A 23,300-nucleotide genomic window follows, 5' to 3' on the forward strand; every position below is an offset into this window, starting at 1 on the left:
GCATTCTGGGAGACATGACAGATACCCCGGTTCGACTCCTGAATCTGCTGTCGCTCCTCCAGACCCCGCGCGAGTGGCCCGGCAGCGAGCTCGCCGAACGGCTCTCGGTCTCCGCGCGCACCATCCGCAGGGACATCGACCGCCTCCGCGACCTCGGCTATCCGGTCGAGGCGACCCTCGGCGCGGTCGGCGGCTACCGTCTCGTCGCCGGTACGGCCATGCCGCCGCTCCTCCTCGACGACGAGGAGGCCGTCGCCATCGCCGTCGGCCTGCGCGCCGGCGCCGGCCACGCCATCGAGGGCATCGAGGAGGCGTCCGTACGGGCCCTGGCGAAGCTGGAGCAGGTCCTGCCCGCGCGGCTCCGCCACCGGGTCTCCACCCTCCAGAACGCGACGCTCCCGCTGACCAGGGGCGACGGCGCCACGGTCGCGCCCGCCACCCTGACGACGCTCGCCGGCACGGTCACGGGGCGGGAGAAGCTGCGCTTCGGCTACCGGGCGGGCGACGGCGCCGAGTCGAAGCGGCTGGTCGAGCCGTACCGGCTGGTCTCGACCGGGCGCCGCTGGTACCTCGTCGCGTACGACCTGGCGCGCGAGGACTGGCGGACCTTCCGGGTGGACCGGGTGAGCGACCCGCTCGCGACGGGCGCCCGCTTCACCCCGCGCGAGCTCCCCGCCGGGGACGCGGCCCAGCTCCTCGTCCGCTCCATGTCCCGGGCGCAGCCCGAGCTGGAGCTCGACGTCAGCTTCGACGCCCCGGCCGACTTCGTGACGGCCCGGCTCCCGTCCCATCTGGTCCCGACGGCGACGGGCCCGACGGCCTGCCGTCTCCGTACCCGCTCCGCCGACTCCGTGGAGTGGCTGGCGCTCCGCCTGGCCCTGGTGGACGCCCCCTTCACGATCCACGGCCCGCCGGCCCTCCACGGCTACGTCGAGGAGCTGTCGACCCGCCTGGCGGCGTCGACGCGGGGGTAGGGGAGGCCGGAGCGGCCGTACGCGAAGGGGCCCGGGGACCGAAGTCCCCGGGCCCCTTCGCCGCGGGCGCGAGCACGCCGCGCGCGGAACCCCGGAGGGCCCCGGAAGACCCCTCCGCGGAGTGACACTCGACGCGCCGGCCGCTCTAGGCCACCGCGTCGAAGCCGGTGTCGTGGGCCATCTTCTTCAGCTCCAGCAGGGCGTGCTTCTCGATCTGGCGGATCCGCTCGCGCGTCAGGCCGTGCTGCTTGCCGACCTCCGTCAGTGTCCGCTCGCGCCCGTCCTCGATGCCGTACCGCATGCGGATGATCGAGGCCGTGCGGTGGTCGAGCTTGGCGATGAGGTCGTCGAGCTCCTCGCTGCGCAGCAGCGTGAGCACCGACTGCTCGGGCGAGATCGCCGAGGTGTCCTCCAGGAGGTCGCCGAACTGGGTCTCGCCCTCGTCGTCCACCGACATGTTCAGCGAGACCGGGTCGCGCGCCCAGTCCAGGACGTCCACGACGCGCTCGGGCTTCGTGTCCAGCTCGGCCGCGATCTCGGCCGGCTCCGGCTCGCGCCCGTGCTCCCGGTTGAACTCGCGCTGCACGCGCCGGATGCGGCCCAGCTCCTCCACGAGGTGGACGGGGAGCCGGATCGTGCGGGACTGGTCGGCGATCGAGCGGGTGATGGCCTGCCGGATCCACCACGTCGCGTACGTGGAGAACTTGAAGCCCTTCGCGTAGTCGAACTTCTCGACCGCGCGCACCAGGCCCGCGTTCCCCTCCTGGATCAGGTCGAGCAGCGGCAGACCGCTGCGGGGATAGCGCCGGGCGACGGCGACCACGAGCCGCAGGTTGGACTTGATGAAGAGGTCCTTGGCACGCTCGCCCTCGGCGACCAGCGCTTCGAGCTCCTCACGGGCCGCTCCGCCTCCCTCGCTCTCTACGTCTCCGTCGAGGATCTGCTGGGCGTAGACGCCCGCCTCGATCGTCTGGGAGAGCTCGACCTCCTTGGCGGCGTCGAGCAGGGGTGTACGCGCGATCTCGTCGAGGTACATGCCGACCAGGTCGCGGTCGGCGATGTCCCCGCCCACGGCGCGAACGCTGCTGGCCCGGCTCGCCCCGCTCTTGGCGGAGGTCTGACGACGGGCGACGGCACGGGTTGCCATGCGTGCTCCCTTGCTGAGTAGGTCGCGACACCTTTTCGGGTGCCCTGCATCCGACGGAAACAACGACTGGAATCAGGACAGAATTCCCACCCGGCACATGGATTTTCGCGATCATGCAGTATCCTGCGCGCCCGTCGCCCCTTCGGGCATGCCGGGGAAACCCACGGAGGTGCAGGTCAGACCGGGCACGGAGGGTGTTGCGGCGCCGCCCGCGGGGGCTCCGACCACACTGTCGGTGAGACCGCGATCACACGCGGCGCCATCTGTTCAGACGTCATCGCCGGCGATCGGGTTGCCCGTGGCGGTCCTCGGCCCCCAGGCCTAGGTCCGCAGCCCGTTACGCCGCCGCGCGCCCCGCCCTAGCGTCGTCCCCATGAGCGACACGAGCGGCAAGAACGGCAAGAGCGGCAGCAACGACACGTCCGGCACCCTCGACGAGGCCCTCGAACGCCTCCACACCACCGGCCCCGAGCGCAACGGCCGGCTCACCAATCACGCACCGATGGCCGTCGAGGCGCTCGTCCGGCACGGCCAGGCCCCGGCCGTGCACCGCTGGCTCGACCACTACGCGCACAAGCTGGAGGAGCTGCCGCCCGCGAACCGCCCCGTCACGGCGGACGACTGGCGCGAGGCGCTCGGCGACCCGTCCCGGATCACCGACTGGACGCGCTTCTTCGCGCGGCGGCTCGACGGTCCCGACGCCCGCCCCTGGCGCGAGGTCCTCGCCGAGTGGTGGCCGCGGCTGCTCCCGGGGATCGCGGGCGGGTCGACGCATCCGGTGATCCGTACCGGTCACGCCGTACGCACGCTCCTGAGCGGCGGTGACGGGGAAGCGACCGCCCCGCGCCGCGCCGAGCTGGCGCACGCCCTCGGCTACTGGGCGGCCCGCCACCAGCCGCTGCCGCCGCTCGCCCCGCTGGCCGTGGCGCCGAGCGCGGCGGCCGCCCTGGAGGCCGTACCGCCCGTCGCGCAGCAGGACGGCGGGATGCCGGCCCGGCTCGACCAGCTGACGGCGTTCCCGCAGTGGGGCGCGGCTCCGGATCCCGACACGGCCGAAGAGCAGCTCACCGAGCTGGTGACGGCGGCGACGCACCGGTACGCGACGCACGGCCACGGCGAGCCGATCATGCTCGTGCACGCGGCGACGGCACCGAACGCGGTGCTCCGCACGCTGCCCGCGCTCCCCCGCGAGCTGTGGGTACCGAGCCTGGGCGCGGCCTGGGCGGCCGCGGCCGCGGTGACGGCGGCCTACACCCCGAGGGACCCGCTCCCGTACAAGAAGACCGATCTGACCTCCGAGGAGGTCTTCGAGCGGGCGGCGGCGCACGGCGACGACCACACGATCAAGTTCACCGACGCGGCGCTCGACGTCGGCGACCCGCTCGCGCTGGCCGCCGCCGTCCGCTCGATCGAGCTGAACCCCTCGATCTTCTAGCCCTCAGCCGAACTGGACGGAACGCTTGGCGAGCCCCATCCAGAAGCCGTCGATCACGGACCGCTCGGAGTCGAGGTCGCCGGCCGCGTCCGCCGCGCCGAGGGTGACGAAGAGGGGCGCGAAGTGTTCCGTGCGCGGGTGGGCGAGGCGTCCGGCCGGGGACTTGTGCGCGAAGTCGAGGAGCGCGTCGACGTCACCGGCCTCCAGGGCGCGGTGTCCCCAGTCGTCGAACTCGGCGGACCAGCCCGGCACCCCGCCGCCGGTGTGCCGGAGGGCGGCGAGGTTGTGGGTGAAGAAGCCGCTGCCGACGATCAGGACGCCCTCGTCGCGCAGCGGGGCGAGCTTGCGCCCGATGTCCATGAGGCGGCGCGGGTCGAGGGTGGGCAGGGAGATCTGGAGTACGGGGATGTCGGCGTCCGGGAACATCTCGACGAGCGGCACGTAGGCGCCGTGGTCGAGCCCCCGGTCGGGGATGTCCTGCACGGGCGTGCCGGGCCCGCGGATCAGCTTGCGGACGGCGTCGGCGAGCCGCGGGGCGCCGGGAGCCCCGTACCGGACCTGGTAGTAGTGCTCGGGGAAGCCCCAGAAGTCGTAGACGAGGGGCACGGTCTCGGTGGCGCCGAGCGCGAGCGGGGCCTCCTCCCAGTGGGCGGAGACCATGAGGATCGCCTTGGGGCGCGGGAGGTCCGCGGACCAGGCGGCGAGCTCGCCGGGCCAGACGGGGTCGTCGGCGAGCGGCGGGGCGCCGTGGGACAGGTAGAGGGCGGGCATCCGTTCCAGCGTGGCGTCCATGGCGACGGCCTCCGGCATCCTCGTGACGTGCGGGCGAGTACTTGAAACTTCAAGCTCGATATCTGCAGAGTAAACCTATGTAGTTCAACTTTCAAGAACGAGTCGTACGATGGGACCCATGGGAGACATGACCGAACCGCGCTGGCTCGACGACGAGGAACAGCGCACCTGGCGCGCCTACCTGCACGCCACCACGCTCCTGGAGGATCACCTCGACCGCCAGTTGCAGCGGGACGCCGGGATGCCGCACATCTACTACGGGCTGCTCGTCCAGCTCTCCCAGGCGCCGCGCCGGCGGCTGCGGATGACCGAGCTCGCCAAGAGCGCCAAGATCACCCGCTCGCGCCTCTCCCACGCGGTCGCCCGGCTGGAGGCGAACGGCTGGGTGGCGCGCGAGAACTGCCCCTCCGACAAGCGGGGCCAGTTCGCACGGCTCACGGAGGACGGGATGGACGTCCTGCGCCGCACCGCGCCCGGCCACGTGACGGCCGTCCGCCAGGCCCTGTTCGACCGGCTCTCGCAGGAGCAGGTCGAGCAGCTCGGGGCGATCATGCGCGTGATGGCCGAGGGCCTCGAACCGTCGGACCCGGACGCGGACCTGCCCTGGCTCCGCTGAGTACGCGGGGCCAGGACGCGGACCTGCCCCGGCCCCGCTGAATACGCGGGGCCAGGGCAGGGGCCGGGGCAGGGACTGCGGGGCGTCGGGAATCAGTGGGCGATGACGGGGACCTTCACCTCGTCGTCCGCACCGGACCCGGCGACGACGCCCATCTCCGGCTTCCCGGTGTTGATCAGCACGAAGGCGATCGTGGCCGAGAGGACCAGGATGCCGACGGCCCACCAGATGGCCGCGGCGTAACCCTCGACCATGCCCTGGAGCTGGACCAGCTTCTGCGCGGCCGGGGTGGTCGCGCCGGCCGCGTGGTCGACCAGGTAGGCGGTGGTCGCCGAGGCGGCGATCGTGTTCAGCAGGGCCGTACCGATGGCGCCGCCGACCTGCTGCGAGGTGTTGACCATCGCGGAGGCCACACCGGCGTCCCGCGGGTCCACGCCGAGCGTCGCCAGCGACATGGCCGGCATGAACGCCGTACCCATGCCCAGACCGAGCAGCAGCTGCGCGGGCAGGATCAGACCGGCGTACGAGGTGCCGATCTCCAGCTGGGTCAGGAGCAGCATGCCGACGCCGGCGGTCAGGAAGCCGGGGGCCATGAGCAGCCGCGGCGGGACCCGGGTCATCAGCCGCGTACCGATCTGGGTCGAGCCGACGATCATGCCCACGATCATGGGCAGGAACGCGAAGCCCGTCTTGACCGGCGAGTACCCCTTCACGACCTGGAGGTAGTACGTCAGGAAGAGGAACAGGCCGAACATCGCGATGACGGCGAGACCCAGCGACAGGTAGACGCCGCCGCGGTTGCGGTCGGTCAGGACGCGCAGCGGCAGGAGCGGGGACTTCACCCTCGCCTCGGTGAACACGAAGGCGAGGAGCAGCACGGCGGAGCCGACGAACAGGCCGATCGTGCCGGCGTCGCTCCAGCCCTCGGACTCGGCGCGGGTGAAGCCGTAGACGAGCGCGACCAGACCCAGGGTGGAGAGGATCACGCCGGGGATGTCGAGCGTGGAGCGGTTGCGGCCGCCCGCGGGCTCGCGGATCACGAAGTACGCGCCGACGGCGGCGACGATCGCGAACGGGATGTTGACGAAGAACGTCCAGCGCCAGTTCAGGTACTCGGTGAGGAAGCCGCCGAGGATGAGGCCCACGGCGCCGCCGCCACCGGCGATCGCGCCGTAGATGCCGAAGGCCTTCGCGCGCTCCTTGGCGTCGGTGAAGGTCACGGCGAGCAGGGAGAGCGCGGCGGGCGCGAGGAGCGCGCCGAAGGCGCCCTGGAGCGCGCGGGCACCGAGCATCATCGCCTCGCCGTTCGCGGCCCCGCCGAGGGCGGAGGCGGCGGCGAAGCCGATCAGTCCGACGACGAAGGTCCGCTTGCGGCCCCACAGGTCGGCGATGCGGCCGCCGAAGAGGAGGAGACCGCCGAAGGCGAGGGCGTAGGCCGTGATGACCCACTGCCGGTTGCCGTCCGAGATCCCGAGGTCCTGCTGGGCGGAGGGCAGCGCGATGTTCACGATCGTCGCGTCGAGCACGACCATCAGCTGGGCGAGGGCGATGAAGACGAGCGCTTTCCAGCGGCCGGGGTCGGCTCCCTGGATCGCGGGGCTCTCGGGGATTTTGGACATGGGGGTAGCCACCTCTTGGCGCGTACAGGTGAAAAAAGGACGTAAAGGCGTCAGGCGAAAGTGCTAGAAGTGCGTCACGACCGCCGGCAGGAGTCGCGTCTCAGGTCCTCCAGCGTCGCGGCCGTCCCCGGCAGCTCGGAGCGCGCGGGCGCCTCCAGGCCGTCGAGGAACAGCTGCAGGTGACGGTGGACGAATTGGTCGAAGTTCACGCAGGCGGTGCCCGGCAGCGGGCGGGTCAGCTGTGAGACCGCCACCATCAGGTCCCCGACGCCGACGTCGGCGCGGAGCCGGCCGGCGCGCTGCGCCCGCTCGACGAGGCCCTGGACGGCCTCCTCCAGGCGGTCGCGCTCGACGGTCAGGTCGGGGTGGTCCTTGTCGAAGGCCCCGTCGAGCATCGGGCACAGGGCGCCGATGCGTTCGTCGGCGGCGGCGTGGGTGAAGCGGCGGAGGGCGGCGAAGGTGTCGGTCTCCTCCTCGGTGGCCCGCTCGGCGAGTTCGGTGACGCGGGCCATGAGGGAGAGGACGACCTCGCGGACGAGGTCGGCGCGCTCGGGGAAGTTTCGGTAGAGCGTGGCGTTCCCGACGCCGGCGCGGCGCGCGACCTCGTCGTACGGCACCTGGGGGCCGAACTCGACGAACATCTCGCGGGCCGCCGTCACGATCCGCTCGCGGTTGCGCAGGGCGTCGGCGCGCGGGCGGGGTACGCGGCGGGCGGGCGCGGTGTCCGGGGTGCTGATCACGCCACAGCCTCCTCTACGACTCGTATCCGGGGACGGATCCGGGGACGGACTCCCCACTTCGTGGAACACAGGGTTAAACGGGGACGGGCTCCCCGCTTATTTCCCTTCATTATGTGACCTGGATCACATGCGACACGCCGCGCGGGATACCCACACGATCGGTCCACCCGGCGCGCGCCTCCGAGCCGATCACCACAGGCTGATCGCACGGCACGGATCTCCGTCTCCCCCGAGGAGATGCCTCCCCGCGCAGGAGATCCGTGCCGCAGACCTGCCCCCACCGGAGAGGCGCCCGTATGCAGCACCCCCGCCGACGGATACGCAGACCCGTCGCCCTGGCGGCGACCACGGCCCTCTCCCTCGCGCTGCTCGCCTCCGCGAGCACGACGCTCCCCGACCCCGCACCGGCGTCGGCGGGCCCCGTGGCCGCCGCGCCGCGCAACGCGCAGCTCGGGCCGTGCCGGATCGCCACCACGATGGGTGTGCAGATGTCGGAGGGGCTGCCCACCGCCCCCGGATACGTGCGCTCCACGGGCCGCGTCAGGGCCCTCACCCTGATGGTCGACTTCCCGGACGCCGTCGGGGAGGGCCCCGCGGTGGACCGTTTCCGCGAGTTCTTCCCGCAGACCGCCGACTGGTTCCGCACCAGCTCGTACGGGCGCCTGAAGTACCAGGCCGAGGTCCCGATGACCGACTGGCTGCGGATGCCCCGGCCGTTCTCCGCGTACGGGATCGAGCGCGGCTCACCGTACGAGCCGGGCTACCGCTCCCTCGTCGAGGACATCGTGAAGGCCGCCGACGCGAAGGTGGACTTCAGCGCGTACGACCTGGTCAACGTCCTCGTGACGCCGAACGCCGGGCCGTCCGCCCTCGACACCGTCCTGTCCGTGACCTTCTCCGGCAACGACGACGCCCCCTACGCCGACGGCGTGCCGCTCGCCAACACGTCCTTCGTCTACAGCCGCCAGGACGACGGCTCCGGCAACTTCGACGAGACCGGCTACCGGGTGCTGCCCCACGAGAACGGCCACGTCTTCGGCCTGCCCGACCTCTACACCTCGGACGGCGGCGGCACCGTCGGGCACTGGGACATCATGTCGGAGGACTGGGGGGCCAACAACGACCTGCTCGGCTGGCACAAGTGGAAGCTGGGCTGGCTCGACAACGACCAGATCAACTGCGCGTCGAGCCCCGGCAGCACCGACTACACCCTCACCCCGCTGGCCGTCCCCGGCGGCCCCAAGCTCACCTTCGTCCCGCTCTCCGGCACCTCGGGGTACGCGGTCGAGGTCCGCAGCAAGGAGGGCAACGACGAGGCGGTCTGCGAGCAGGGCGTCCTCGTCTACCGGGTCGAGTCCGACGTGGACACCGGCCACGGGCCGGTGACCGTGTCCGACAGCGACCACACGAGCGGCGGCTGCACGCGGCGCCCGAACGTCCACGCGGAGCTGTCGGACGCCCCGTACCGTCCGGGCGAGATCTTCACGGACCGGGCCAACGGCATCCGGATCAGCGTCCTCGCCGAGGAGCCGACGGGCGCGTACCGCATCCGCGTCACGCGGTCCTGAACTCGTCGGCTCCGTCGGCTCCGTCGGCTCCGTCGGCCCCGTCGGCCCCGTCGGCTCCGTCGGCTCCGTCGGCCCCGTCGGCCCCGTTGGCTCCGTTGGCCCCGTCGAACCCGCTGAAGTCGTCCCTGAGCCGGCGCTTGAGGATCTTCCCTGTCGGGTTCCGGGGCAGCTCCTCCTCCCGTACGAGGACACGGGCGGGCACCTTGAAGGCGGCGAGGCGCGCGCCGACGTGCGCCCGCAGCGCCTCCCCGTCGGTGCCGGCGGCCCCCGCGCGCAGCCGCACGACGGCCACGACCTCCTCGCCGAGCACGGGATGCGGGACGCCGAGGACGGCGGCGTCGAGGACGTCCGGATGCTCGTGGAGCACGGCCTCGACCTCGACGCAGTACACGTTCTCGCCGCCGCGGATCACCATGTCCGTGAGCCGGTCGACGACGCTGACCCGCCCGTCGGCGTCGACGCGGGCGAGGTCCCCGGTCCGGAACCACCCGTCGTCGGTGAAGGCGGCGCGGGTCGCGTCCTCGTTCCCCCAGTACCCCCGGATCAACGACTGCCCCCGCAGCCACAGCTCCCCCACACCCTCCGCGTCGGGCCGGTCGATCCGCACCTCGGTGGCGGGCGAGGGGCGGCCGACGCTCCCGGGGTGGGCGCGGTACTCGGCGCCGACGTTCGACAGGACGCCGCCGCAGGTCTCGGTCAGCCCGTAGCCGTTGCGGGGCTCGACGCGCTCGCCGTACGCGGCGGTGATCCCGGCGACGATCCCGGGCGGGGCGGCGGCGCCTCCCGTGCTGAGGAGGACGAGGCTCTTCAGCTCGTCGCCGGCGTCGTGCGCGGCCTCGATCAGCTGGAGCGCGGTGGTCGGCACCCCGGCGTAATGCGTGACGCCGTGCTTCCGGATCAGCCCGAGGGCGGTCCCGGCATCCCACTTCCGCATCATCACCAGGGTCCCGCCGGCCGCCATGACGGCGTAGAAGGACGTGAACGCGGCGACGTGGAAGAAGGGGAACGTGGTCAGCGACACGGGCGCGGGTCCCGTCCCGGGCACCTCCCCGCGCGCGAGGGCCGCGGCGGCGGCGAAGAAGCGGGGGTGCATGGCGGCCCCGGCCTGCGCGAGGTGGGTGGCGACGGCGCCCTTGGGCCGGCCGGTGGTGCCGGAGGTGTAGATGATCGTGGCGTCGTGCTCGGGCAGGACGTCGACCGGCGGCGGCCCGAGGAAGGGATCACGATCGGGGACGTACGCCGCGAACCCCTCCTCCGCCTCGCCCTGGAAGACGACCCCGGGCACGCCGTGCCGCCGCGCCCAGGCCCGCACGCGCCCGACGCGCTCCCCGTCGACGAGCAGCACGCCGGGTGCGCAGTCGTCGAGGGCGTACGTGAACTCGTCCTCGGTCCACCAGGCGTTGAGCGGTACGGCGACGAGGCCGGCGAGCTGGGTGGCCCAGAAGGCGACCTGCCACTCGGGAAGGTTCCGCATGGCGACGACGGCCCGGTCACCGGGCCGCAGCCCGTACTCCCCGACGAGCTGCCGGGCGAGCCCGCAGGCGGCGTCGAAGAACTCCCGATAGGTCGTCGACCCGGTCTCGGACACCAGGAACACCCGGTCCCCGTAGGCCCAGACGGCCTCCACGAACTCCCGCAGGGTCCGCGGCCCGACGGCGTACACCCCGTCCTCGACGGCGAAGGGCGCCCCGGGCTCGCTGAGCCGCGCTTCCCCGGTCCGGCCCGTCCGGCCTGCCTGGCCGCCCGTCCGGCCCGCCTCGCCCGTCTGCCCACCGGACACCACCACGAGGACCTCCTAAGCGCTTGCTCACCCCAGCGCCGCGACGCTATGCGCCTCCCCGTGTCAGGTCAACCCCGCGCGGCCCGCCTCGTAACCATCATGCGCGATCCTCAGCAGCCACTCGCTCCGGCCCGCGAAGGCGTCGTCGGGGAGCGCCGAGTCCATGAGCGCCCCCGGGGCCAGGGTGCCGAGCGCCTCGGCGATCAGCGCCTGGTGCTGTGCCTCGTCGGCCTCCCCCGCCGCGCCGGAATCCGGCGGGCCGGAGATCTTCAGGTGCCCGGTGCGCGGAATCAGGCCGAGGAGCAGCGCGACGATCCACAGCGAGAACAGGAACTCGCTCTGCCCCGGGGAGGCCCACGGGGCGACGGACGCCGCGAACTCGCGGTCGAAGCGCCGGCGCAGCGCCTCGGGGGCGAGGCCGAGCCGCGGGGCGACGCGGCTCCAGTGGACGTACCGCCACGCGTGATCGTCCGGCTCCCCGACCCTGACCAGGAGGAAGGCCATGCCCCGGTAGAAGAACGGGCAGAGGGTGAGCGAGTGGGCGAGCCGGTCCTGCCCCGGCCCCCGCAGCGGCTCGCCGCCTCCGTAACAGGCCGCTCTCCGCTTCGGGTTGCCGACGAGACTGGCCAGGTCGCCGTGTTCCACGAGCGCGGGCACGGACACGTATCCGGGCACGCCCTTCACCTGGAGGAAGTCGAACAGGACCTCGTCGTCCTCGAAGTGGACCTGCGCCGCGGCCTCCGCGAACCGTCCGTACTCGTCGAGGAGCCGCACGGGCAGCACCGTGGCCAGCGTCGGGAAGAACTCCCACCGCACCGCCTCGACCCACCCGCAGCCGGCCATCAGGGCGAGCCGCGCGGCGGCGCCGTTGAGGCTGTCCCAGTTCGCGTAGAACGAGAGGGCGGCGTCCGGGAAGAGCTCCGCGGCGCGCCGGACCTGCCGGAGCAGGTCGGGGCGCACGATCACGTCGTCCTGGAGCACGAGGTGGTGGGTCGCGTCGGCCGCGTAGGCCCCCCACGCCTCGATGGAGGTGATGAGGGCGTTCGACCCGCCGGGGTGCGGGTCCATGACGATCCGCAGGTCCCCCAGCTCGGCCGACAGCGCCCGCGCCGCGTGGCTCCGGCGCGGATGGGTCATCACGACACCGTCGAGCGAGACGAGGCCGTCGGGCGAGAGGCGCGGCGATGCGGCGGTCACACGCCCACCCCCTGCGCCGTTCCGGCCGCGTACCCGTCCAGGGCGATGGACTTCAGCTCGGGCTCCAGGCCCGTGAACGTGCCCGCGGGCAGGGCCGACCCGACGAGACCGCCGAGGGCGAGGGTCTCCACCAGCCGGTCGGGGATCGCCGCCGCGGGTTCCGACCCGGATTGCGGCCCGGATTGCGACCTGGGTTCCGACCCGGATTGCGACGCGGATTGCGACCCGGATTGCGACGCGGGTTCCGCGGTCGTGCGGCGGGCGACGACCGCGAGGAGCAGCGCGGTGATCCAGAAGCCGAAGAGGAACTCCCGCTCCGCCACCGGCCGTTCCTCGACCCACGCCGACTTCGCGATCGTCGTGTCGAAGTCGTGCCGCAGCTGCGCCGGGTCGAGACCGAACTCGGGCGCCTGGCGCGTCCAGTGGAAGTGGCGCCAGGTGTGGTCGTCTGCGCCCGCGCCCCCGCCGCCGTACCGGATCAGGCAGTACGGAACGCCTCGCTGGAAGTGCGGGACGACGCGGTAGCCGCGCAGCACGCCCCGCGCGCCTCCCGCGCCCCGTGCGCCTCCCGCGCCCCCGCCCGCGAAAGGACGGCCCGCTTCGGGGGCGAACCAGGCCGCCTTCCCCTCGGCTTCCACCGGCGAGGGAAGGATCGTGTACACGTCGATGCCGGCGAGCTGGAGGAAGTCGAAGAGCGCCGCGTCGCAGCTCGGTTCGAGCTCCTTGAACCGCTCCAGGAACCGGGAGAACTCCTCCGCCTGCCCCATCGGGAGCATGACGGCCGTCGCGGGGAAGGAATGCAGCTGGATTCCCTCCACCCAGGAGCAGGAGGAGAGCGCCGCCAGGCGGACCGCCGAGCCGTTCGGCTCGTCCCATCCCGCGTAGAGGGAGACAGCGGCCTCCGGAAAGGTCTCGGCCGCCAGCCGGAGACTCTCCAGGGCACCCCGGCCGGGCTCGGCGCCCTCGCCGAGAACGACATGGTGCGTCGCCTTCCCGTCACGCGTGGACCAGGCGGTCGAGAAGGTTTCCAGCCGGCTGCGATCACCTCTCCCGATCACGGGAATTCCCCCCAGGAGGGTCTGCGCCAGGGTCGCGCTTTCCGTCTTCTCGCGCCCTGAAACAATCGCACCGCTCAGCATGACCACACTTCTTCCGCGGGCTTGACTCAACAGCCGGTCACGAACTTTAACAGGAGGTTCACTGACGTCGCGAGGTGAACACCGGCGCGGCGCCCGAGAGTCCGGCCTTTCGCGAAAACCCGAAGAAGAAGATGAGAAGTGCCGTTCCGGCGAGAGTGGAGAAAGCCACCTGATAGGACGACGTACTCGCGATGACCCCGAATACGAGCGGGCTGAGGCTGTACGCGCCGAAGCTGATCGAGCTCACCACGGCCATCGCCAGGCCCGCCCGGTCGGACGTGGCCCGCCCCGCCAGCGAGAATCCCACCGGTGCGACGGGCGCTTCGGAGAGGCCGAAGAGCAGCAGCCCGGCCGCCGCGACCACAGGGGATCCGCCGGTCACGATGAGGATGATGCCGGCGAACATGCCGAGTCCCGCGGCTCTCACGAGGAGCGCCTCGCCGTGCCGTCCGATGATCGCGCTGCCGCACAGCCGGCCGACGAAGGAGGCGAAATAGAAACCGGCGACGCCGACGGCGCTGACCACCACCCCGCCCTTGAGGAGATCGCGGAGATAGAGGGAGGAGAAGTTCTCGATCGCGCTGTCGCTGAAGAAATAGAGCGCCAACAGCAGGGAAGCGGGCAGGACCACGGCGAGCTTGCGCAGTTCCGCAAAGCCGCCGCGGAGTTTTCCGTCGGGCTTGGATACGCGCCCCGAGAGCGGGAGCAGCAGCGCCAGTACGCCGAACGCCACCAGGAGCACCGCGTCGATTCCGTAGACGACCCGGAAATCCCAGCCGAGGCCCCCCATTGCCAGGGCCACGAAAAGCGCCCCGCCTATGGCTCCACCGCTGAATCCGGCGTGGAGTTGGGTCATGACGGGAACGTCGTACTGGCTCTCGTAGTCGCTCCCTATGCTGTTCACGCCGAGGTCGAGGATTCCTCCGAAGAGCCCCATGAGGGCGAAGACGGAGAACGCCAGGACGTCGCTGCGGGCCACGGTGAGCAGCGTGAGCGTGAGGCCCATGCAGACCAGCCCCACGAACAGGAGCGGACGCCGTCCGAAGTGGTCCGAGAGCCATCCGCCGGCGAGCTGGACCGGTACGGACGCGACGCACGCCAGCGTCATGAACGTACCGAGCGTCTGCAGGTCGAGACCGAACCAGTGGGACAGGTCGACGAGCAGCACCGTCCACACGCCCGTGTGGAAGCCCATGACGGCGAACAGCGAGGACGCGGCCCAGAACTGGCGCCGTCTGGTGGAGGCGGACGCGGACGCGGACGCGGATCCTGACTCTGATCCGGATCCGGATCCGGGATGAAGCGCGTGAGTCACCCGCGAGGCACCGGCCTCAGGTTGTTGGAGACGCCGCCGAGGTAGTACCGGACGGTGGGCTCGCCCGTGGAGGCGATGGGGATCCCCTGGGAGAGCAGCACCTTCAGCTGCATGTCGTCCGGCCCCATGTTCTCGTGCAGGTCGCGCGCGGAGAAGGCGTCCGGGATCGGGTGCGCGAGCATCAGGTCGCGGCGCATCAGCCAGATGTTCTGGTCGACGAGGAACGGCGCGTCCCGTGACGTCATGATCGTGCTGTTGCGGAAGACGGAGACGTCGATCGGGACGGCCCTGTCCCGGAGGACGTTCGTGCCCCGCACCCAGATGCCGCGCGCGCACATGAGCTCGTAGATCTCCTCGGCGGTCCCCGGGACATGGGCCCACGGGAAGCGGGGCTCCAGGTAGGGGGTTCCGTCCGCCCAGTGGATGCTGCGCGCCGAGTGCACGGCGGGGTAGCCGGTCTTCTCGACGAGCGCCATGAGTCCGCGCAGGTGGTCCGGCCGGTACTCGTTGTCGTCGTCCAGGAACGAGATCCAGGTCGAATCGGCCAGGGCGGCGCCCTTGTTCAGGAGGCGGGAGATCCGCGGGTAGATCCACGCCCGGGAGTCCGTGTCGCCGGCACCCCCCGCGCTTCTCCCGTCGCCCACGTCGCCTCCGGCGCCCCCGTCGCCCCCGTCGCCTCCGTCGCCTCCGTCGCCTCCGTCACCCCCGTCACCTTCGTAGCCCGGGCGCCGTACGAGGTGGGTGGTCAGCCTCCGGTGGTCCGTGCTCACCTCGTCGGCGATCTCGCGCGCGGTCCGCTCGCAGTCGTCGATCACGACCAGGTGCTCGACCGGGCCGGGGTAGTCCTGCCGTCGGACCGACTCGATCGACCGCCGGAGCATGTCCGGGCGTCCTCGGGTGAGCGTGATGACGGTGATCTTCTCCATGGCTTTCCCATCCTCGCTCTCGTCACAGGGAATCGCGTATATATCGGTGGAAATCGCCCAGGGTGTCGAACTCGGCGACGAGGTCGGGGAGTCCACGGGACGGCCTGCCTCCCCGGATCCACACCGGCGACATGCCGGCGCGCAGCGCGCCGACGACATCCGCCGACCAGGTGTCGCCGACGAAGGCGATCCGGTCGGCGGCGACGCCGAGTTCGGCGGCGACGCGGGCGAAGAGCAGACCGTGCGGCTTGCGCGCGCCCTCCTCCGCCGACACGGTCACCGCGTCGAACGGCGCCAGTCCGGCCTCGTCCAGGCAAGGCTGGATCGGCGTCTCCCAGTTGGAGCAGAGCCCGACCTTCAGCCCCCGTTCCCGTACGACTCCGATGAGGGCGTTCGCGCACGCGACGGCCCGTGGACGATAGGTGGCCTGGAACTCCTGGAGCCGCTTCAGGACCTGGTCGACGTCGGCCTCCGGCACCCCGCTCAGGCGGAGGAAGCCGCGCCAGTTCCCCTCCAGCCAGCTCTGGTGGTCCGGATCGTCCGTGACGGCCGGCGTCAGGCACCCGTCGAAGGCGTTCGGCTCGAAGGCCGATTCCAGCTCCGGGTGGCTGCGGTAGCCGAGGCCGTCGAGGAACTCCCACATGGCGGGAAACTCCGTGTCGTGCTCGACGAGCGTCCCGTAGAAGTCGAAGACGACGGCCTCGGTGGCCGCGAGCCGCCGGGCGAGAAGACTCACGAACGCCACTCCCTCTCATACATACGCGGCCCGTTCCCTGAGCTGTTCCACCACGCTGTACGGGCTCCGGGCCGGACCACCGATCCGCAGCCCCGGCTTCACGGTCTCGCCGTGGAAGTCGGAGCCCGCCGTCCGTACGAGACCGGCCTCCTCGCAGTACGCGGACAGCCCGGCCACGTCCTGCTCCGAGTGGTACGGCGAGAAGACCTCCATGCCGTCCAGGCCCGCCGCGCGCAGCTCGTCGAGCAGGGCGGTGCCCTCGCCTCGGGGCAGACTTCCGCCCGGGTGGGCCAGGACGGACACGCCGCCGTACTCCCGCACCAGCGCGACGGCGGCCACCGTGGAGAACGAACTGTCCGACTCCACATAGGCGGTGCCGCCGGGACGCATGTGGTCGAGGAAGAAGTTGTGGTACGGCTGGCCCGCACGGGGCCCGCCCTCCCGGTAGTCGTCGAACAGCGCCAGGTCGTCGTTGCGGCCGTTCGTCATCGCGGCCCGCACCACCACGGAGCACTTGGGCACGGCCCGCGGGGTCAGCGCCCGGGCCTCCTCGTAGGTGCAGTCCACGCCCAGCCGCACCAGGGCGTCCACCAGGGCGCGGGCGCGCGCCTCGTCCCGGCGCTGCACCTCGGCCAGCCTGTCCGTGAAGCCCTGGGCCGCCGGGTCGACGAAGTACCCGAGGACGTGGAACTCCCGGCCGCCGAGGAAGGTCGTGAGCTCGACGCACGGGACGACCTCCACGCCGTACGCGGACGCGAGGCCCAGCGCCTCCGCCGAGCCGGCGACGACGTCGTGGTCCGCGATCGCGACGGCCCTGAGCCCCCGGGCCGCGGCCATCCCCAGGACCTCGGCCGGGGAATGGTCCGCGTCGCTGCTGAAGTGGGTGTGGATGTGGAGGTCGACCTCCGGGGCGGGGCCCCGCTCCTCAGCGAGGCCCGCCTCCGGCGCGTCAGCCGGCATCGAGCGTCTCCAGCTTCCGGGCGACCTGTGCCGATCCGAGGCCCTCCCGGATCGCGTCCAGGGTGAACTCGACGTCCTCGTCCGTGTGCGCGGCGGAGAGGAACCACTGGTGGTTGGGGTGCAGGAGGACCCCCCGGCGCGTCGTCTCCTCGTAGAAGGAGAGCTTCAGCGCCTCGTGACCGTCGTCGAAGCGGAGGAACGGGGCCGGCGCGTAGCCGACGACCTCGGCCGGCAGACCGGACTCCGCCACCAGCTTGGCGAGCCCCGTCCGCAGGGCCTCGCCGAGGCGCCAGACCGTGGCGAGGGCGTCGGTGTCCCGCAGGATCGGGACGGTCGTGAGCGCGGCGGCCATCTCGGCGGGGTTGCCGTAGAACGTGGACGACATGTGGGTCTCGCTCAGGCCGCGCAGGACGTCCTCACGGCCCACCACGGCCGAGATGGGGAAGCCGTTCGCCATCGCCTTGCTGAAGGTCGAGAGGTCGGGCCGGACCCCGAAGAACTCCTGGGCCCCGCCCAGCGCCATCCGGAAGCCCGACCGCATCTCGTCGAGGACGAACAGCGCGCCGTGGGCGTGCGCGAGGTCCCGCACCGCGGCCAGGAAGCCGGGCTCGGGCGGCTCGACCTCGAAGGGCATCATGATCACGCAGGCGACGGACTCGGGGTGCTCCGCGAACACCGCCCGCAGCGAGTCGAGGTCGTTGTAGCGGAACTTCAGGGTGTCGGCCAGGACCGACTCCGGCACCCCGGCCGGGCGCGGCGCCGTCCAGTCGTGCCAGCCGTTGTACCCCCAGCGCACCACCTTCGACCGGCCGGTGTGGATGCGTGCGAGACGTACCGCCGCGCTGGTGGCGTCGGAGCCCGTCTTCATCAGATAGGCCATCTCCGCGCCGGGGATCACCGACGTGAGGAGCTCGGTCAGCTCGACCTGCCGGGGGCTCCACAGCGGGGACATGCAGCTGCCGAGCGCGAGCTCGCGCGTGACCGCCGCCGTCACCTCGGGGTGCGCGTGGCCCAGGATCGCGGGACCGTAGCCGAGGATGTAGTCGACGTACCGGTTCCCGTCGACGTCCCAGAGGTAGGCGCCCTGGGCCCGGCTCACGTACCGCGGATAGCCGCGGGTGAACCGGTCGTCGGCGAGGATGTCGCCCCGGGTGGCGGCCCAGGCGTCGCTGCGCTCCCCCCGCCGGGCCCATTCCTCGGACTTCGCGAACCGGCGGCCGGTCAGGTCCGCGTCCATGCCTTTCCCGTCCGCGTCCACGCCTTTCCCGTCCGCGTCCGGCTCCTTCACGTCCGCGTCCATGTCTTCCTCCCTCCTGGTCAAGGCCGCTGCCCCAGGACCTTGAACTCCTTGTGGTTGTGCATGCCGGCGGAGCTGCGGCCGATGGCCACGCGCTGGACCCAGGTCGCCCAGCGCTCGCCGAGGTCGCCGGTCCCCCACTCCAGGGGCTCGCCGTAGAAGCCGCCGATCCGGACGCCGTCGCGCATCGTGGGGCGCTCGCCGGAGACGCGGTCGACCGCCTGGAGCACCGCTCCGTCCAGCGGCGCCGGTTCGTCGAGCAGCGGCTGGGAGCCGTCCCTGACCCGGGCCTGCTCGAAGTACGCCGGCCAGTCGAAGTCCGACTCGATGAGCTTTCCGGCCTCGCGGTCGTAGTCGGGCATGATCACGATGTCGCGCTGGTAGTCGATGACACTGGCGAGGTTGGCCACCTCCGGGTAGCGCTTCAGGAGCGACTCCTTCAGCTCGTCGTAGAACCGTTCGAGGTGCAGGCACACCTGGATGTAGAGCCAGCGCGACGGGTGCAGGGTGTAGGCCAGGCTCGGCAGTTCGTCGACGCGGATGTGGTCGCTGGCGTCGTCGTGCGTCAGGAAGTACTGGTAGTGGTCCAGGACCTTGAGCTGCCACTCCCGCAGCAGCGGGGTGCGGACCGCGGGGTCCTCCAGGAGGCTCTCGTAGAAGTCCCGGTACGGGACGCCGTGGGTGAGCCTCAGGTACGTCGCCACGCGCTGGGTGGCGCTGGAGTTGTGCAGGGCCTTGATGAAGGCCGAGTAGGCGGACGTACGGACCCAGTCCTCGCGGGTGTACGACTTGGTGGAGGCGAGGATCCGCTCCGGCTTGCGGAAGACGTCCCGGCGGGTCTCGTCGATCTCCCGGGTGGTGAGGTCGTACGTGATCCGGTCGATCGTCTCGACCTGCCACTCCTCCAGGAAGGCGCGCTCGCCGGCGGGCGCGTTGGGCAGGAGGCGGTAGGCCTGGATCAGGTAGTCCTCGTGGATGCCCCACTCCATGAGGTCGGCGAGGCAGCCCTTCCACATGTCGTACGTGTCGCCGGGTATGCCCTGGATGAGCTGGACCTCGACGGGGACGTGGGCGTCCATCATGTGCTTGACGACCTGGACCTGCTTGTCGGCGGAGATGTTCTTGCGGGCCGTGGCCGCGAGGACCTCCTTGTTCGTGTGCTGGACGGAGAGGGAGTGCACCGTGCAGATGCCGCTCTTGGCGAACTTCATGGCGATGGCGATGGCCCGGTCGGGGTTGTTCTTCGCCGCGCTGTAGAAGATGTACTTCGGGTAGCCCTCGTGGTCGTCGCGGGCCTCGTTGAACTTGTCGGCTATCTCCAGGTCGCGCGGGAGGATCCCGAAGTTGGCGTCGGCGAGCATGACGCTCTCGATCCTGAGGTGGCCAAGCCAGTCGATCTCCGCGGCGACGCGCTCCATGCCGAAGCGCCGGACCTTCGAGTTGGTGTTGGATCCCCAGTCGCAGAAGCTGCAGCCGTAGGGGCAGCCCCGGTTGGTCTCCATGATCACTTCGAAGGCGTCGGAGCCGTGCTCCGCGACGAGCCGGTCGTAGTACGCGGCCTGGTCCAGGTACGGGCTGTGCTCGAACTCGGTCGGCACCTCGGGCGGGCCCGTGAAGACCATCGTCCCGCCCTCCCCGCCCGGCAGGTAGAGCCCGCCGATGTCGGAGAAGTCGCGGTCGCCGCGCGCCGCCTTCACCAGGATCTCGCGGAACGTGATCTCGCCGTCCTTGATCGCCACCGCGTCGATGTACGGGTGCTTGGCGAAGAACTCCGGGTCCTTGTAGTCGGGTTCGGGTCCGCCGGCCACGACCAGGCAGTCCGGGTTGAGCTCCTTCACCTCGCGGGCGAGCTCGCACTGGATCTCCCAGTTCCAGGTGTAGCAGCTCAGCCCGAGGACGCCGATCTCCGTGTCGCGGTACGGGTCGAGGAGCACGCTCGGCGCGTCGTTGCGCCAGATCGGCTCCAGCCACTCGTAGCCCGCCGAGGCGTCGCCGTTCCGTTCCCAGTACGACTTGAGGATCGCCCACATGTACGGGAAGTACGGCTTCGCGTTGTCGAACTGCAGCTCGCCGGTCGCGCCCTGCGGCTCACTGATCAGAATGGTCCTGCTCCGCATGGCTGTCTCGCCCCGCGTGGTCTCGGCTGCCCGCGTGGCCTCGCTCCGCGTGGTCTCGCCCCGCGTGGCCTCGCTCCGCATGGCTGCCTTGCTCCGCGTGGTCTCGCCCCGCGTGGTCTCGCTCTGCATCCGTGCCATCCCCTTCTCGCTGTCGGTCTCGAACGGCGGGTCACTCGAACGGCGGGTGACGCGTCGCCGGGCTACACGTCGATCCAGGGGCCGCCGAGCGCCGCGGACCGGTAGGCCGCCTCGATGACGCGGATCGTGACGGCGGCGTCCTCCCGCAGCCGGGCGCTCCGGCCGCCCTCGGAGACCTCCGCGAGGAACTCCTCGAACACGCCCTTGAACCAGTTGCCGTGCCGCGGGTCGTTGAAGTCCGACGGCAGCCGGCTCCGCAGCGCCGCCCCGTCGACGCACTGCTCCAACTCGTCGTCGATGAGCCGCACATGACCCCAGGAGCCGGAGACCAGGTAGCTGGTCTGCCGGCCGGCGGCCGTCCAGTCCAGCTCGAAGTCGACGACGGCGCCCGAGGCGAAGGAGAGCGAGAGGAAGGCGTACTCCTCCGTGTCGGCGTACGGGCCGCCCTCGGGGCGGCGCAGGTCGCAGCGGACCCGGTCGGGCCGCGAGCCGACGAGGTGCGCGGCGAGGTACACACTGTGCGGGCCGTGGTCCCGCAGGATCCCGCCGCCGCCGACGGACCGCTCGCGCCGCCAGTCGGGCCGCCAGTCGGCCGTCCCCCGGGCGTGCGAGGTGCGCAGCGTGCGGAAGTGTCCGCGGAAGTCGCCGTCCGGGGCCCCGCAGCCGTCCAGCGCCGCCTTCATGGCGATCACGGAGGGGGCGAACCGGTAGTTGTGGCAGGGGAAGAGGAATCCGCGACTGGCCTTCTCCGCCGGCTCCAGCGCCTCCAGCTCCTGCCGGTCGAGGAGCAGCGGCTTCTCGCAGAGGACCGCCAGGTCGTGGCGCAGTCCGAAGCGGATGCCGTCGAGGTGCGCGTGGGGCGGCGTGCACACGTCGATGAAGTCGAGCTCCTCCACGGGGAGTTCGTCGAGCTCCGCGAAGACCCGGACGCCGGGCAGTTCGCGGCGCGCGGCCGCCCGGCGCGCGGGGGACACGTCGACCACCGCGGTGATCTCCAGGCCGTCCGTCCGCGAGATCCCGGTGAGATGGCCCTCGGCGATCGTGCCGTAGCCGATCAGAGCGCCCCGGAGCCCAGGCTTCCCCTGCCGCGCCCCCACAGGCCCGGGTTCTTCCACCAGCTGCCGGAATCCCACCGCTCTCCCTGCCTCTCCGATTCGTCGCGAGTCTCCTGGCCGTGAGCCGCCGCGCCCTCAGCCGCCGAGGGGGAACTGCCGGTCGGCCTCCGGGTAGACGTACTGGTTGTAGAGCGGGTGATCAAAAAGGTGAAGGACATACATTCCCTCGATCCACGAGAATTCGTCGTTGGATTCCGTCATAGGCAGCAGCTTGTACCGGAGGCCGTTGATCCGGCCGATCTTCCGGTGCTCGTGCGCCGCGTTGAACTCCTTGATGGCCAGCAGTTCGCCGGTGAATTCGGAGTGCAGTTCCTCGTGCGGTCCCACGGTGTCGTCGAAGTAGCAGACGATGCGCGGGAGGTACTGCTCGGGCGACTCGTCCAGCAGGGCCTTCATGGCGACCACGGTCGAGGAGTAGTAGTCGAGGTCGAAGGAGAGGAACCCGATGGGCGGCGCCCCCGACCGCATGAAGCGGGGGCCGGTGTCGGCGATGTCGCCGAGCACGAGTTCGGCCGAGGTCAGATGGGACCTGATCAGGTCCTCGTCCATCCTGAAGAAGCCGTGCTGCCACATGGACGGGTTGTCGCGGTGGTCGACGGGGGTGGGCATGCCGCTGCCGAGGTCGAAGCCGTACGTGCCGACCTTCACCCCCTGCGCCGCGCCGATCTCGGCGGCGACCCGTTCGAGCTCCACCAGACCGTTGCCGCCGGCCACCCCCAGCTCCGCGACGGAGACCTCGCCGAGCCCCAGCCGGCGGGCCAGGAAGGCGGCGAGCAGGGTCCCGTACGCGTACTGCGGAAAGGAGGAGGCGGCGACGACGTCCGGCATTCCGACCTGAATTCCTGCCGAGTTGCTCAACGCGCTCCCCCAGTCGTGTCGTTGTTTCCGATTGCTTCTTCGTCGATTTCCTTGCGCCAGAATCCGCCGGTCGATTCGACCCAGTCGAGAATGCTGTCGGCCGCCCGGTGCTCGTCGTGGTCCGAGACGTCGATCTCCAGTTTCGGAAGGCGTGACTTCTCGAAGAACCGGCGCATCGTGTCCTGTTCGTCGACGAAGACCTGGAGGTCGTCGTAGCGCCGCGGGTTCTCCGAGTAGACGAGGCGCTCGGCCCTGGCCCGCTCGAAGGTCTCCGGGCGCCGGCTGCACAGCACCAGGTGGAAGTCGAGGGCGAGCAGCCGCTCCTCCAGCCAGTCGAAGTCGACCTCCCGGCCCCGCTCCGTCGACTGGTAGGACAGCGTGGAGATGTGGAAGCGGTCGACGATCCAGTAGTAGTCCCGCTGGAGTTCGAAGAGCCGGGTGTAGGTGTGGAACGCCTCCAGCGCCCGGGCCTCCTGGTACGGCTCGTACTCGATCATGCTGCGCCCGGGGTTCGCCTTCGTCGGCTGCTCGTCCGAGAAGGTGTCCCACTCCGAGGAGACCAGCGGGATGTGCCACCGGTGCTTGCGCTCGCCGATGATCCGGGGGTGCTCCGCCAGCGCGAAGGCGATGTCGGTCTTGCGCGTCAGATGCGTTCCCTCAAGGATGATCTTCGGCTGGGGAATGCGCGGAGATTCCATCACGCCTCCGTTCGGTTGGTACGGATCGGGGAAGGGTGCGCCGCCCCGGTGCGGCGCCGGCCCACGGGAACGGGACCGGGCGCCGCACGGGCGGACGAGCCGGTGGATCGACGGGCGGACGGGCGGGCGGACG

At 71.3% G+C, this 23,300-nt stretch carries 20 protein-coding genes; 4 read left to right on the forward strand and 16 right to left on the reverse strand.

The features are described 5' to 3' along the window. Positions 1 to 14 precede the first annotated feature (14 nt). A complete protein-coding gene (locus ACFC0G_RS15170) occupies positions 15 to 974 on the forward strand; it encodes a helix-turn-helix transcriptional regulator (RefSeq protein ID WP_376402868.1) in 960 nt (319 codons plus the stop codon). A 145-nt stretch (positions 975 to 1,119) separates the two neighbouring features. On the opposite strand, the gene ACFC0G_RS15175 is transcribed toward ACFC0G_RS15170, so the two are convergent. Next, complete coding sequence (locus ACFC0G_RS15175; protein ID WP_024760604.1) at positions 1,120 to 2,121, reverse strand: RNA polymerase sigma factor RpoD/SigA; 1,002 nt, start codon at positions 2,119 to 2,121, stop codon at positions 1,120 to 1,122. 373 nt (positions 2,122 to 2,494) lie between these two features. Between ACFC0G_RS15175 and ACFC0G_RS15180 the strand changes: the two genes are divergently transcribed. Next, entirely contained in the window at positions 2,495 to 3,556 is a 1,062-nt protein-coding gene (locus tag ACFC0G_RS15180) for a questin oxidase family protein (RefSeq protein WP_376402872.1), read from the forward strand. 3 nt (positions 3,557 to 3,559) lie between these two features. On the opposite strand, the gene ACFC0G_RS15185 is transcribed toward ACFC0G_RS15180, so the two are convergent. Beyond that, a complete protein-coding gene (locus tag ACFC0G_RS15185; RefSeq protein ID WP_376402875.1) occupies positions 3,560 to 4,348 on the reverse strand; it encodes a dioxygenase in 789 nt (262 codons plus the stop codon). 109 nt (positions 4,349 to 4,457) lie between these two features. Between ACFC0G_RS15185 and ACFC0G_RS15190 the strand changes: the two genes are divergently transcribed. After that, complete coding sequence (locus ACFC0G_RS15190) at positions 4,458 to 4,964, forward strand: MarR family winged helix-turn-helix transcriptional regulator (RefSeq protein WP_376402878.1); 507 nt, start codon at positions 4,458 to 4,460, stop codon at positions 4,962 to 4,964. 92 nt (positions 4,965 to 5,056) lie between these two features. Here ACFC0G_RS15190 and ACFC0G_RS15195 read toward each other — a convergent pair whose 3' ends face one another. Together ACFC0G_RS15195 and ACFC0G_RS15200 are read right to left on the reverse strand one after the other, a co-directional pair. Further along, entirely contained in the window at positions 5,057 to 6,583 is a 1,527-nt protein-coding gene (locus tag ACFC0G_RS15195; protein ID WP_376402881.1) for an MFS transporter, read from the reverse strand. Positions 6,584 to 6,657: 74 nt separating this feature from the next. Beyond that, entirely contained in the window at positions 6,658 to 7,323 is a 666-nt protein-coding gene (locus ACFC0G_RS15200) for a TetR/AcrR family transcriptional regulator (RefSeq protein WP_376402884.1), read from the reverse strand. 296 nt (positions 7,324 to 7,619) lie between these two features. Here ACFC0G_RS15200 and ACFC0G_RS15205 point away from each other — a divergent pair, with 296 nt between their 5' ends. Then, on the forward strand, positions 7,620 to 8,891 hold the full coding sequence (locus tag ACFC0G_RS15205; RefSeq protein WP_376402887.1) for a M6 family metalloprotease domain-containing protein: 1,272 nt from the start codon (positions 7,620 to 7,622) through the stop codon (positions 8,889 to 8,891). Here ACFC0G_RS15205 and ACFC0G_RS15210 read toward each other — a convergent pair. From ACFC0G_RS15210 to ACFC0G_RS15265, 12 genes are all read right to left on the reverse strand, one after another. Next, the gene (locus tag ACFC0G_RS15210; RefSeq protein ID WP_376403316.1) at positions 8,878 to 10,674 is read right to left on the reverse strand and encodes a class I adenylate-forming enzyme family protein; all 1,797 of its coding nucleotides are present in this window, start codon (positions 10,672 to 10,674) and stop codon (positions 8,878 to 8,880) included. The two genes, ACFC0G_RS15205 and ACFC0G_RS15210, sit on opposite strands and share 14 nt — an antisense overlap. 60 nt (positions 10,675 to 10,734) lie before the next feature. Beyond that, the gene (locus ACFC0G_RS15215; RefSeq protein WP_376402889.1) at positions 10,735 to 11,868 is read right to left on the reverse strand and encodes a hypothetical protein; all 1,134 of its coding nucleotides are present in this window, start codon (positions 11,866 to 11,868) and stop codon (positions 10,735 to 10,737) included. After that, entirely contained in the window at positions 11,865 to 12,926 is a 1,062-nt protein-coding gene (locus ACFC0G_RS15220; RefSeq protein WP_376402892.1) for a hypothetical protein, read from the reverse strand. The genes ACFC0G_RS15215 and ACFC0G_RS15220 overlap by 4 nt, the downstream gene beginning before the upstream one ends. Positions 12,927 to 13,065: 139 nt before the next feature. Further along, entirely contained in the window at positions 13,066 to 14,175 is a 1,110-nt protein-coding gene (locus tag ACFC0G_RS15225; RefSeq protein WP_376402895.1) for a sugar MFS transporter, read from the reverse strand. A 143-nt stretch (positions 14,176 to 14,318) separates the two neighbouring features. Beyond that, positions 14,319 to 15,248, reverse strand: a complete 930-nt coding sequence (locus ACFC0G_RS15230) for a glycosyltransferase family 2 protein (RefSeq protein WP_376402898.1) — start codon at positions 15,246 to 15,248, stop codon at positions 14,319 to 14,321. Between the two features lie 22 nt (positions 15,249 to 15,270). Continuing rightward, positions 15,271 to 15,984 carry an HAD family hydrolase gene (locus ACFC0G_RS15235; RefSeq protein ID WP_376402901.1) on the reverse strand — a complete coding sequence of 238 codons (714 nt, stop codon included), beginning with the start codon at positions 15,982 to 15,984 and terminating at the stop codon, positions 15,271 to 15,273. Between the two features lie 15 nt (positions 15,985 to 15,999). Then, positions 16,000 to 16,944, reverse strand: coding sequence for a PHP domain-containing protein (locus ACFC0G_RS15240; RefSeq protein ID WP_376402904.1), 945 nt, complete (start codon positions 16,942 to 16,944; stop codon positions 16,000 to 16,002). After that, complete coding sequence (locus tag ACFC0G_RS15245) at positions 16,934 to 18,244, reverse strand: aspartate aminotransferase family protein (RefSeq protein WP_376402907.1); 1,311 nt, start codon at positions 18,242 to 18,244, stop codon at positions 16,934 to 16,936. The genes ACFC0G_RS15240 and ACFC0G_RS15245 overlap by 11 nt, the downstream gene beginning before the upstream one ends. Before the next feature lie 17 nt (positions 18,245 to 18,261). Next, positions 18,262 to 20,487: a B12-binding domain-containing radical SAM protein gene (locus tag ACFC0G_RS15250; RefSeq protein ID WP_376402910.1), complete on the reverse strand. Its 2,226-nt coding sequence runs from the start codon at positions 20,485 to 20,487 to the stop codon at positions 18,262 to 18,264. Positions 20,488 to 20,558: 71 nt separating this feature from the next. After that, positions 20,559 to 21,629 (reverse strand): Gfo/Idh/MocA family protein, encoded by a 1,071-nt coding sequence (locus ACFC0G_RS15255; protein WP_376402913.1) that lies wholly within the window; start codon positions 21,627 to 21,629, stop codon positions 20,559 to 20,561. Between the two features lie 57 nt (positions 21,630 to 21,686). Continuing rightward, entirely contained in the window at positions 21,687 to 22,439 is a 753-nt protein-coding gene (locus ACFC0G_RS15260) for a hypothetical protein (RefSeq protein WP_376402916.1), read from the reverse strand. Between the two features lie 26 nt (positions 22,440 to 22,465). After that, positions 22,466 to 23,167 carry a hypothetical protein gene (locus tag ACFC0G_RS15265; RefSeq protein ID WP_376402919.1) on the reverse strand — a complete coding sequence of 234 codons (702 nt, stop codon included), beginning with the start codon at positions 23,165 to 23,167 and terminating at the stop codon, positions 22,466 to 22,468. Positions 23,168 to 23,300 lie beyond the last annotated feature (133 nt).

This window comes from Streptomyces sp. NPDC056169, from assembly GCF_042268445.1.
Classification (GTDB): domain Bacteria; phylum Actinomycetota; class Actinomycetes; order Streptomycetales; family Streptomycetaceae; genus Streptomyces.

What these genes read in the sequence shown, in the direction of transcription:
- ACFC0G_RS15170 (WP_376402868.1), top strand. Translation starts at nt 15, where the DNA reads ATGACAGATACCCCGGTTCGACTCCTGAATCTGCTGTCGCTCCTCCAG.
- ACFC0G_RS15175 (WP_024760604.1), bottom strand. Translation starts at nt 2,121, where the DNA reads ATGGCAACCCGTGCCGTCGCCCGTCGTCAGACCTCCGCCAAGAGCGGG.
- ACFC0G_RS15180 (WP_376402872.1), top strand. Translation starts at nt 2,495, where the DNA reads ATGAGCGACACGAGCGGCAAGAACGGCAAGAGCGGCAGCAACGACACG.
- ACFC0G_RS15185 (WP_376402875.1), bottom strand. Translation starts at nt 4,348, where the DNA reads ATGGACGCCACGCTGGAACGGATGCCCGCCCTCTACCTGTCCCACGGC.
- ACFC0G_RS15190 (WP_376402878.1), top strand. Translation starts at nt 4,458, where the DNA reads ATGGGACCCATGGGAGACATGACCGAACCGCGCTGGCTCGACGACGAG.
- ACFC0G_RS15195 (WP_376402881.1), bottom strand. Translation starts at nt 6,583, where the DNA reads ATGTCCAAAATCCCCGAGAGCCCCGCGATCCAGGGAGCCGACCCCGGC.
- ACFC0G_RS15205 (WP_376402887.1), top strand. Translation starts at nt 7,620, where the DNA reads ATGCAGCACCCCCGCCGACGGATACGCAGACCCGTCGCCCTGGCGGCG.
- ACFC0G_RS15230 (WP_376402898.1), bottom strand. Translation starts at nt 15,248, where the DNA reads ATGGAGAAGATCACCGTCATCACGCTCACCCGAGGACGCCCGGACATG.
- ACFC0G_RS15240 (WP_376402904.1), bottom strand. Translation starts at nt 16,944, where the DNA reads ATGCCGGCTGACGCGCCGGAGGCGGGCCTCGCTGAGGAGCGGGGCCCC.
- ACFC0G_RS15245 (WP_376402907.1), bottom strand. Translation starts at nt 18,244, where the DNA reads ATGGACGCGGACGTGAAGGAGCCGGACGCGGACGGGAAAGGCGTGGAC.
- ACFC0G_RS15250 (WP_376402910.1), bottom strand. Translation starts at nt 20,487, where the DNA reads ATGCAGAGCGAGACCACGCGGGGCGAGACCACGCGGAGCAAGGCAGCC.
- ACFC0G_RS15260 (WP_376402916.1), bottom strand. Translation starts at nt 22,439, where the DNA reads ATGCCGGACGTCGTCGCCGCCTCCTCCTTTCCGCAGTACGCGTACGGG.
- ACFC0G_RS15265 (WP_376402919.1), bottom strand. Translation starts at nt 23,167, where the DNA reads ATGGAATCTCCGCGCATTCCCCAGCCGAAGATCATCCTTGAGGGAACG.